The sequence below is a fragment of the Micromonospora sp. NPDC005806 genome (assembly GCF_042871425.1).
GTDB lineage: Bacteria > Actinomycetota > Actinomycetes > Mycobacteriales > Micromonosporaceae > Micromonospora.
Map to the genome: position 1 here is coordinate 1 of NZ_JBIAIL010000081.1, position 9,047 is coordinate 9,047.

8 protein-coding genes are annotated in these 9,047 nt (G+C 69.0%); 4 read left to right on the plus strand and 4 right to left on the minus strand.

Features of this window, described 5'->3' with window-relative positions; all coding sequences use genetic code 11:
• Window positions 1-144: 144 nt before the first annotated feature.
• Both ACFYOS_RS35900 and ACFYOS_RS35905 read right to left on the minus strand, forming a co-directional pair.
• Window positions 145-438 (minus strand): glutaredoxin domain-containing protein, encoded by a 294-nt coding sequence (locus tag ACFYOS_RS35900; protein WP_387151650.1) that lies wholly within the window; start codon window positions 436-438, stop codon window positions 145-147.
• Between the two features lie 85 nt (window positions 439-523).
• Window positions 524-892: a heavy-metal-associated domain-containing protein gene (locus ACFYOS_RS35905; RefSeq protein WP_387151652.1), complete on the minus strand. Its 369-nt coding sequence runs from the start codon at window positions 890-892 to the stop codon at window positions 524-526.
• Window positions 893-1,052: 160 nt separating this feature from the next.
• Here ACFYOS_RS35905 and ACFYOS_RS35910 point away from each other — a divergent pair, with 160 nt between their 5' ends.
• Window positions 1,053-2,474, plus strand: a complete 1,422-nt coding sequence (locus ACFYOS_RS35910) for an MFS transporter (protein WP_387151655.1) — start codon at window positions 1,053-1,055, stop codon at window positions 2,472-2,474.
• Window positions 2,475-2,626: 152 nt separating this feature from the next.
• On the opposite strand, the gene ACFYOS_RS35915 is transcribed toward ACFYOS_RS35910, so the two are convergent.
• Entirely contained in the window at window positions 2,627-4,141 is a 1,515-nt protein-coding gene (locus tag ACFYOS_RS35915) for a CopD family protein (RefSeq protein WP_387151657.1), read from the minus strand.
• A 333-nt stretch (window positions 4,142-4,474) separates the two neighbouring features.
• The gene (locus ACFYOS_RS35920; protein ID WP_387151661.1) at window positions 4,475-5,098 is read right to left on the minus strand and encodes a DUF2218 domain-containing protein; all 624 of its coding nucleotides are present in this window, start codon (window positions 5,096-5,098) and stop codon (window positions 4,475-4,477) included.
• 197 nt (window positions 5,099-5,295) lie between these two features.
• Between ACFYOS_RS35920 and ACFYOS_RS35925 the strand changes: the two genes are divergently transcribed.
• From ACFYOS_RS35925 to ACFYOS_RS35935, 3 genes are all read left to right on the plus strand, one after another.
• Window positions 5,296-5,877 (plus strand): TetR/AcrR family transcriptional regulator, encoded by a 582-nt coding sequence (locus ACFYOS_RS35925; RefSeq protein ID WP_387151664.1) that lies wholly within the window; start codon window positions 5,296-5,298, stop codon window positions 5,875-5,877.
• Window positions 5,878-6,031: 154 nt separating this feature from the next.
• The gene (locus tag ACFYOS_RS35930) at window positions 6,032-6,634 is read left to right on the plus strand and encodes a class I SAM-dependent methyltransferase (protein WP_387151667.1); all 603 of its coding nucleotides are present in this window, start codon (window positions 6,032-6,034) and stop codon (window positions 6,632-6,634) included.
• Window positions 6,635-6,939: 305 nt separating this feature from the next.
• Complete coding sequence (locus tag ACFYOS_RS35935) at window positions 6,940-8,202, plus strand: LVIVD repeat-containing protein (protein ID WP_387151670.1); 1,263 nt, start codon at window positions 6,940-6,942, stop codon at window positions 8,200-8,202.
• The last annotated feature ends 845 nt before the right edge of the window (window positions 8,203-9,047 follow it).

A 9,047-nucleotide genomic window follows, 5' to 3' on the forward strand; every position in this document is an offset into this window, starting at 1 on the left:
TGTTCTTCCCTAGACAAGAAGATCATCGACCAAGGGCTGTTTCCGTGATCGGTCAGGGTCCCTACAGGACCCTCGGAGGTTAAAGATCAAGTTAGGCGTCCTGGTGACATCCGGGGCAGGCTCTCCCGGAGTGCGGGCGAGGCGTCATCCGGCGAGGCTCCCGGCTTCGCGACCGTTGCTGGTCAGGTGCGTGCGAAGCTGGTCGTCGGTGGGCTCGACCAGGAAGCTCCCGTCGGGCCACAGCAGGGTGGGAATGCGGCGTTGGCCCTGCTGCAGCCCACGGACGAGTTCGGTCGCAGCCTGGTCCTCGTCGAGGTCGACGTATACGTACGGGATGCGAGCGCCGTCGAGCAGGGCTCGGCCGCGTCGGACGTCGGGGCACCACCCGGTGCCGTAAACCACGAGCTCATCGTGGTGGGGCAGATCGTTGACCGTCACAGTGGTCTCCTCGTTGCACGGACGCGGGGCGAGCCGCATCCCCAGGGCGTCACACGGCACCGTGGGGATGCGGCACGCCCGCAGGTCAGTCCACCAGCTGGTAGCCGGCGCGCTGCACAGCGGCGCGGACGTCGGCGGTGTCCAGCGGGTTCTCGCTGGCAACGGTGATGGTGCCCGCGGCCACGTCGGCCCGGACGTCGGTCACGCCCGTGATCTCGGAGACGTGCCCGGTCACCTTCTTGGCGCAGCCGCCGCAGGTCATGCCCGACACCTGATAGGTGCTCCGGGCGCCTGCGTTGGTCTCAGCGGCCGCGGGGGCGCTGTCGATCGTGACGGTGCCGCAGCCGCAGCTGGATTCATTGCCACACATGTGGACCTCCTCGGTGTCGCAGACGATGCCGTGACGGTGCACCAGGCGACCGTCGAGGCGATCGGCCAGCTGTGCGCCGGCCAACAGCCTGAAAATACCCCTCCCCGGTATTCGCCTCAAGACCTGGGCTGATCCTCGCGCGGCGCAGCAGATGTCGACCGCGTCACTTGACGGCCGATACGGGTGGGGGGTACAAAGTTCCGGCTACCCATACCCCCTAGGGGTAACCGAAGGAGTGATTGTCGTGTCATCCACATCGAAGCGCTGGTGGGCCCTCGGACTCATCGCCCTCGCCCAGTTCATGGTCATCATGGACACCTCGATCATCGGCGTCGCACTACCTCGGATACAGGCCGACCTCGGCTTCTCCCCGGAGAACCTGTCCTGGGTCTTCAACGCCTACGTCGTCGCGTTCGGTGGCCTGCTGCTGCTCGGCGGTCGCCTGTCCGACCTGTTCGGCGCCCGGCGCATGTTCGCCGCCGGATGGCTCATCCTGCTCATCGGGTCCGCCGTCGCCGGCCTGGCCGACAGCGTCGCGGTCGAGCTCGCCGCCCGCGCCGTACAGGGCGCCGGCGCGGCGCTGATCGCCCCGGCGGCGCTCACGCTCCTGATGATGCTCTTCGGCGCCGAACCCAAGGAACTCACCCGGGCCCTCGCCCTCTACGGCGCGGCGGCACCCGCCGGCGGCACCGCCGGCGTCTTCCTCGGTGGTGTCATCACCGAGTACATCAGCTGGCCCTGGGTCTTCTACATCAACATCCCCATCGCGGCGCTCGCGCTGCTCGCCACCCCGGCCCTGATGCCCGCCGGCGGCACCCGCCGCGGCTCGCTGGACGTCCTCGGCGCCCTCACGGTGACCGTGGGCCTCGGCGCAGCCGTCTACGGCATCGTCCGGGCTCCGGAGGTCGGCTGGGCCTCCGGTCAGACCTGGCTGGTCCTCGCCGGAGCCGTCGTCGCCCTGGCCGCGTTCGTCGCCATCCAGGCGGCCCGCCGCGAGCCGCTGATGCGACTGTCCATCTTCCGCGCTCCCAACCTCGCCGCGGCCAACGTCGCCCAACTGCTGCTCGGCGCGGCTTGGATCCCGATGTGGTTCTTCCTCAACCTCTACCTGCAGCAGGTCCTCGGCTACAGCGCGTTCCCCAGCGGCGCCGCGCTGCTGCCGATGACCGTCCTCATCATGATCGGCATGATCGCGCTCGCCCCGCGGGCCATCGCCCGGTTCGGCCCGAAGCCCATGGTGGTCACCGGCCTCGCCATCCTCGCCATCGGACTCGGCTGGCTCGCCCTGGTCCGCCCCGACGGCAGCTTCACCGTCGACGTCCTGCCCGCCTCGCTGGTCGCGGCACTCGGCATGTCCCTGGCGTTCATCCCGTCGCTCGGCACGGCGATCTCCAGCGCCCGGCCCGAGGAGGGCGGCCTCGCCTCGGGCATCGTCAACACCAGCTACCAGGTCGGCTCGGCGCTCGGCCTGGCCGCCATGACCGCGGTCGCCTCCGCCGCCGGAGCCGACCGGCTCGGCGACCTGCCCGCCCTGACCGACGGCTACTCCGCCACCTTCGTCGGCGCCGGGATCATCGCCGCCGCAGGCGCCCTCACCGCAGGACTCACCCTCCGCGCGGCGAAGCGGCAGCCCGCCAACGAGGCTGAGACAGTACCCGCGGCCTGACCGAATCCATCAACCGCCTGTCTGACGCCGGTGGAATCAGTCTGATCCCGACTGATCCACCGGCGCCTTCATGCGATCCGCGCCCGGCCCACGCGAGGCGGCCCTGGCGGTGAGGTGCCCACGACTCCTGTGGTCTCACGCGCTCGTGGCGGCTACGTCTCGGCGTTGACGAGGATCGCGGTGACCAGCACGACGGCGACCATCAGCAACGCCTCGACCAGGACAGTGCGGCGTAGCTGATGAGTGGCGTCGATCGCGCGGTCATCCAGCCTGGGCACGACGTGTCGGCTGTTGTACAGCCCGACGAGTGCAACAACCGCCACCAGGGCGACCTTGACGAGAAGCACCCGTCCCCAGGCGGTGGTCACGAGATGGCCAGGCCGTTCCAGGATCAGCAGGGTCAACGCGACGCCAGCGACACCCGTGAGCGCTACCGCGGCGGTGGCCGGTATGGAGAATCGCACCGCCATCTCGGCGGCACCCGTCGGTACGCCGAGGCGGGCGCGACTCAGCAGCAGGACGGCCAGGAGAAGAACCCCGCCGACCCACACCGCGGCGGCGATGGTGTGGGTGAAATCGGCCGCCACGACGACGGCCCGAGGTTCCGCGGTGACGGTGTGCCCATCGAGCAGGAAGGAACCCAACAGCAGCGCCACGGTGACAGCCAAAAGCACAGGCCGGACAGCTCGCGCTCGCACCCGCTGAACGCCGTCGCCGGTCAGGCTCCCGGCGGCAGGCGTCACCAGGCTCCGAGAGTCGGTGGGTATCGCTGCGACGGTCGGAACGGAGTGACGCCCGACCGCGTGCCGACCCCGAATCAGCGCCGCTTCGAGTGAACCGGACACGAGCAGACCGGCCGCACCGGTGAACCGCAGGACCAGGCCGGCGGCCACCGGCGTCTGACTGAGGCCGGCCAACGCCGAGGCGCTCGCCGCCGAGGTGAAGGTGCCCTGCTCGCTGAAGACCGCCGCGAGTGCGACCAGCTCGAAGGCCGCTCCAGCCGCCACCGTCAGCCCGGCCGTCCGCACCCAGACCTGCACCACCCGGACGTCACTGCGTGTGCCGACCAATGTGGTCAGCGCGAAGACAAGACCACCGACACCGAGCAGGATCGCCCCGTAGGAAAGCCAACGCCCGACGGCGCCGACAAACCGCACCGGCGCCTGTTCCGCATCGACGGTGTGGCCAACAGCATGTCCTCCCGCGTGTGCCGACGGCGAAGCCGGGGGCATACCTGGCCCACCATGGCCGGCATGCCTGGGCGGGCCGGCCGTTGCCTGGGGTTTAGCGGCCGTTCCGGGCGTCGGGGGAGGCGAGGCCACCGTGAACGTGATGACACCTGTCAGGGGGTGGGCGTCCGGGGCTGCGACAATCCACTGCAGCTTGAACGTGCCGGTGGTCAGGCGAGTGGTCGGGTGGACCAGCCACGTCCGGCCTCCGTCGGGCGTGAGGCTGGCGGCCGGTACGGCGTTGCCCTTGCCGTCGGAAAGCTTGAATCCCGCTCCTGTGGGCGTGCCGGCGGCGCTGAACGTCAGCCGAATCTCTCGAACGGCGCCATCGACCCGCGCGCCATCGGCCGGAACGGCCCGGAGCAGCTTGAAATGCGCTGCCGCAGGGGAAGCGAACCCGAGAGCCACGATGAGGGCGGGAAACAGCGCCAGCCACACCCGCAGTGCCCAGCGAGCGGCGCGACGTGCTGGCGGCTGAGGACATGCGAGACCCGACGAAGCAGCAAGCAAAGTCAGGCCGCCCGGCGACGCCGCTGGAAAGGCACTGTTGATCCTTCCGCCGAGGAGGCGCGGGCCGGTGCCCACACATCGCTCCCACCTGGTGCGGTCGCCATCCTAGGGCAACTACTACCCGCTCTTAGTAGGGGCGTGTCAGCCTCGACGATCCTGAGAGTCCGGTTGGGGGAGAGCGGGAGCATGGTGGCATCGCCGACGACTCGCAACGGCGACAGACTGCGCCGGGACTGGTGCGCGGCGTTGCCGCAGCCCCGGTCAGCCGTGGTCTGGTCGCTTGCTGGCCCTGCGCTGACGGATTTTGAAGCGGGCCACCGCGATCAGCGCGATCTTGAGTGCGACGAGTGCCACGACGACGTTCGCGGCCAGGCCGGTCCACCGCGATTCGGCCACGACCGAGCCCGCCAAGCCCACGTGCAGCGCGATGACCAGGACCACAGCCAACGCGAGGAAGGCGTTCTGGAGGCGGGGTCGCGGGAAGCGCCGCGGTTGTCCGGCTGTCACGCCGACGGTGTCTCGAAGGGTGGCCGCGTCGGGGGATTCGACCCGCTGCCAGGCTACGGCCAGCGGGTCGCGGCGGCTGAACCGCTCGAGGTCGCGGGTGATGATGTCGCGGATCTGAGTCAGGCGCTCTTCGTCCGCGGCGTCGATGCGCACCGTGAGGGAGTTGCCGTCGGCGGTGAGCGTGGCGTGGCCCCACGGGGTGAAGGTGACCGTTCCGCTGGTGTCCGTCCACTCGGCCGTAACCTGCACCTCGCGGCGGATCTGCAAGTGCATGCGGGCGGAGTGGCCGCCGCTGCCCATGGCAGCGGCGTGCTTGCAGAACTGGACGAGGTAGCGGCTGGCTCTGTTGGTCTGGATCTTGGTTTGCAGGACTAGCACGGTATTCCTTCTCGGTCGTGGTCTCGGGGGAGCCGATCCTCAGCGGTTCGCGGGCGGGCTCCCGGTGTAGTCGAGGGTCAGGCTGGAAAGGTGGCGGGGCACTCGGCAGATCCCGGCCCGCTCCCAAAATTATCGAGACAATCTGTCTTCGTCAACTACAAGCTGTTGCTCTCGTGAACGGCGTGTAGGATGTGGGTGTGCCCAAGCTGTGGACCGAGACGATCGACGCGCACCGCGCCGCGGTTCGGGACGCCGCCATGGATGCCATGGCCGCGCTGGTGGCCGAGCACGGGCTGATCGCGGTGACGATGTCGCAGATCGCCGAGCAGGCCGGGATCGGGCGCGCGACGCTGTACAAGTACTTCCCGGATGCCCAGGCCGTTCTCACCGCCTGGCATGAACGTCAGATCACCACACACCTCGACCAGCTCACGGCCGCCGTCGACCCCGCCGCCCCGGCCATCGTGCGCCTGGAAGCTGTCCTGCACAGCTACGCGCACATCCAGCACCACTCGGCGCGCCACCATGGCGGCGAACTCGCCGCGCTGCTGCACCGCGGCGAGCACGTCGACCGCGCCCAGCAACGGCTACGCGGCTTCGTTCAAGATCTGATCGCCGAGGCTGTGCGAGACGGCGACCTCCGCGGCGACGTGGCCGCCGACGAGTTGGCCACCTACTGCCTGCATGCCCTCACCGCCGCCGGCACTGTTCCCCGCCCGGAGGGCGTCCAGCGCCTGGTCACCGTCACCCTGGCCGGGTTGACCGCCAGTCGCCGGTAATTCGCCTTTCTTGGTTCATGGGCTCGTTGGGGAAGCCGCACGACTCCGGCTTCCCGCTCGCGCAGCGCTCACCGTGGACGTGTGGGGTGGGCGCCGGCGGAGTGGGTTCGCAGTGTCTTCTGCCAGCTGGACGCGTCGGTGCAGGATGGACGGCATGAGGAAAATCTGGGAATGCGTCTTCGATGCCTTCTTCGGCCATCCTCGTGGCCTGCCTGGCCGCATCGGCGGTGCGATCATGGCCAGAGGAAACGCCGACCAGGAACGCTGGGCTGATGAACGCCTAGCATCACCGGCCGGGGCCCACCTGCTGCTGGTGGGACACGGCCCAGGCATCGGCCTCGCCCTGGCGGCCGACCGTGTCGGCCGGACTGGACACGTGGTTGGTGTGGACCCCTCGGCGACCATGCGCCAGCTGGCCAATGCCCACTGCGCCGAGGCGATCGCCGCTGGTGTAGTCGAGATCCGCGATGGCAGCGCCGAGCACACGGGCTGCGCCGACCGGAGCATGGACGCGATGATCTCGGTCAACAACGTCATGCTGTGGGACCGGCGGGCCGGCCTGGCTGAGGCGCACCGTGTGCTGCGGCCCGGTGGCCGGTTGGCCATTGCGGTGCATCGCCATGTGCTGAACACCTCACCGGAGCAGCTGGCCGATGACGTGCGAGCCGCGGGCTTCGTCGATGTCACCCTCCACGTGTCTCCCAGGCGCATGAACAGTCCTGCTGTCGAACTGCTCGCCTGCCGACCCACCAGCTGACCCGCGACCACAGCCTCACCGGCAGGCTGGCGTCACCATGATCACGCTGTCGAACGCGGTTCCTACTCGCTTCGCGCGGCGGGTGCCCACTCGTCGGCAGAGCGGCGGTCCGGCCAGGGGCCGCCAGCCGGGGTTGGGTCGATTTTCGCCGAGGGTCTAGCAACGTCTGCAAATATTTGACAGTGTGATGATCACTTGCGTGATCGCGTCATCTGGCGACACGCCCGACGTGAGGGGGCGCCGTGCGTAGACCTTCCCGAATCCGATCACTCGCCGTCGCAGGCGCGGCGATCCTGCTCGCCGTGATGGCATCTCCGGCCCAGGCACACGAGCCATGGGACGACGGATCCGTCCCGCCGCCCCCGCCGAGCAGCCCGGCCGACGGTTACAGCCAGAACATGCACCTGCTCGGGACCGACGCGCACACCGGCGGCGTGAACTCCGACCTCGCATTCTCCGGCAACCTCGTCTTCGCCGGCCACTACGGCGGCTTCCGAATCATTGACATCTCCGAGCCGGGCTCGCCCGCTGAGCTGGCCGACGTGCACTGCAACGGCCCCCAGGGCGATGTTTCCGTCTGGGGCAACCTGTTGTTCCTGTCTGTGGACACCCCGCAGAGCACGCCGGGCTGCGAGGGGTCCCGCAACGTCACCGCGTCCACCCCGGGCGCCTGGGAGGGCGTCCGCGTCTTCGACGTCAGTGACCCGAGGGCGCCGCGGTTCCTCCAGGCGATCCGGACCGACTGTGGCTCGCACACCCACACCCTCGTGCCCCGCGAGGACGGCGGCACCTACATCTACGTCGCGTCGTACCCGCTGAGCGCCAGCAACATCGGCCCGGACTGCCAGGCCCCGTTCGAGCGGATCTCGGTGATCGACGTCCCGGGCGGCGACGCCGCCGCCGGCCTCTCCGCGAAGGTCGTCGCCGAGCCCACCATCAAGGGTGTCGACCCGTTCTCCGGCGCGTCCGGTGACTTCTTCGCCTGCCACGACATCCAGGTGCTGACCCCGCGCAAGCTCGCCGCCGCGGCCTGCCTGTCACAGGGCCAGCTGTGGGACATCAGCAACCCCCTAGCCCCGCGCGTGATCGCCAACGTCGACACGCCGGACGTGGACATCTGGCACAGCGCGGCGTTCACCCACGACGGAAAGTACGTCACCTTCGGCGATGAGTACTTCGGGCCCGCGCAGGAGCCGTTCGGGGCTATCTGGACGTACACGGTCGACGACCCCAGCACGCCGCTGAGCCACCTCCGCATCCCGCGCGCCGAGCCGAGCACCTACCACAACTTCAACTACGTGCCGGTGGCCGGCCGAAACATCCTGGTCTCCTCCGCCTACGGGTCGGGAACCTCGATGGTCGACCTGACCGACCCGCGCAACCCGACGGAGATCGCCTACTACGACATGCAGTCCAACCAGTGGTCGACCTACTGGTACAACGGCCTCATCATCGCCAACGACATCTCCCGCGGGGTGGACGTGCTCCGATTCAGCGGCCCCCAGACCGCCGGGGCCAAGAAACTGCCGATGCTCAACCCGCAGACCCAAACGTTCCTGCTCAACTGACGCTGCCACGTGAAAGCGGGCGGGCGCCGACAGCGCCCGCCCGCATTCGTGACCTACCGGCGAACCCGCACATCCGGTGGTTTCTGCCCTCCCGGGCCCGAGGAAGACACCTGATCGCCAAGGCGGCGGGAGGCGAGCCCGCACCAGCATGAGCTGGTGGCCAAGCCAGGGCCGCAGTTCCCCCGGACTGGCATACATGTCCAATGGGCACCGACGCCGAGGCGGCCCCGGCCGTGACGGAACGACGCGACGCCCTATCGACCCGCCGGCGGCGCTCCGACATCCTGAGCACGAATCACCTGGTGCGCCACGTCGACGTCCGAATGTCGAGGTACCCGCGGTGTGTGCGTGGGCGATGGCAGTAAGCGTGAGCCACCCGGTCTCCCTGCGCTGACTGCCGGGTGCCGCCAACTCCATCTCCATGTGCGCCTGCGGTGACCGCTCGCTCGCACCGACTGTGTTGGCGCTGCCTCGGCCCGTGCCACCACCACCGCTGCTGCCGGGCTGGGTTGGCTGAATTGTGACGTGAAATTGGTTTGGGGCTAGGTAACCCCTCCGGGGAAACGGTCATTTGGGTGAGGACGCGGCGATCGGCCATGCAATTCGGCGCCAATGCCATTTCCGATGTCCGGTTACGTCCCGGCGGTCCTGCTATAACTGCTCGTCCCATTGAGTAGCATGAGTAACCGGATGTTCCGGTCAGAGTAACGATGTTCGAGGTTTACGCAGGTGGGGAGGCTTGGCATGGGACATACCCACCGGTAGTGTCGGCGCGTCCGGCGCGGTTTCCGATCGCAAGTGGCGACGCCGTGCCGACCCGCCTAATCGTGATCTTACGAACCGGG